This window comes from Alkalibacterium sp. m-11, assembly GCF_054658155.1.
This window is the reverse complement of sequence record NZ_BAAGIR010000264.1, coordinates 1-1,300: the sequence shown is the minus strand read 5'-3', so window position 1 is coordinate 1,300 and position 1,300 is coordinate 1. Positions and strand designations below refer to the sequence as shown.

1 protein-coding gene is annotated in these 1,300 nt (G+C 40.2%); it reads left to right on the top strand.

Annotated features, from left to right (window positions below; genetic code table 11):
- Window positions 1–153 precede the first annotated feature (153 nt).
- Window positions 154–1,077 (top strand): hypothetical protein, encoded by a 924-nt coding sequence (locus ACYQ2O_RS12295; protein WP_459796707.1) that lies wholly within the window; start codon window positions 154–156, stop codon window positions 1,075–1,077.
- The last annotated feature ends 223 nt before the right edge of the window (window positions 1,078–1,300 follow it).

The following is a 1,300-nucleotide window of genomic DNA, read 5'->3' as shown; positions in this document are numbered from 1 at the left end:
GTTTAAACGACATGATAGCACCCTCCGTCAGCATTTTGATACGTCTATTATACCAAAAGAGCGGGCAAAATCGCACTGTTAACAAGGAAAAGTAGTAAACCGGTTAGGTTTTGACACCCTAACCATACTATTATAAATTATGGAGGTAGAACAATGGATATGATTATGGTATTGTTGGCTTCGTTCGGAGGAGGCGTATTCGGTTCTCTAATCGGTGGGTTAGCAGCCTTTATTTTTACTGGAATCGCTGGTCTGATCGGTATCGCTATCATTTTGTCCGGTGGAAGCGATGTCTTTTTAAACGAAGTGGCTTTTGGTCCTTATTTTGGCCCACATATTGCTTTTGCAGGGGCAGTTGCTGCTACAGCTTATGCAGGAAGAAAAACAGCAACTAAAAATAATAGACTAAAAGAGCAGAAGAATCTTTCCGGGGCAGATGTCGTACTTGAAGATCACGAATCCATTAACGGGGAAACAGACGTTGAAAATGGTGCAGATATCACCAGCCCAATGTTTAAAACGATCGATCCAATCGTTTTGCTGATCGGTGGGGTTTTTGGGATGCTGGGTTACGGGATCAACTATCTCCTGGCAACCGTAATGGAGCTTCCAATGGATACTATTGCATTTACAGTCTTTATACTAGGTCTTGTTGCAAGATTTGTATTTGGAAAGTCCGGTTTAACAGGAGTATTCCCGGAAAACGAAGCCAAATTCAATTTTACTGGAGTAGGCATACTCTTTAACACTATTTGGGGTGCAGCTCTGGGAGCATTGATAGGGTACTTCGTATTGCTGACAGAGGTACCTACAATAGGTTTTGTTGTATCCGCAACTACTCTTATATTTATATACTTCGGGCTGACGTTTCCAGTATCTCACCATGTGTCACTGGTTGCAGGAATCGCGGCCATTACCTTCGGAAACATCTGGATGGCTATCCTGTTTGGTATACTAGCTGTTATTACCGGCGATTTCGTACAGCGCTATACTAATACTTATGTGGATACTCACTTGGATATGCCGGCTACCGTCATTGCCCTGTGGACTTTTGTTATTTTAGGATTTTTCGGGTAAAGGAAACAGCAATTAAAATAGGGTAATGCAAAACGGTAACACCCAATAATCTATGAAAAACTATGTATTAAAAAAATCTTGTTGCTCGTTTGATACTTGAACCAATTTCATAACTAACTTTTTAAAAAAGGAAACACTCGTCTAATTTCAAAATGACTATTTTTTAAAAATTACACGGCTATTTCTTTTCTGTTCTTTCTCTCAGCTAACCGTTGGTTTGCAT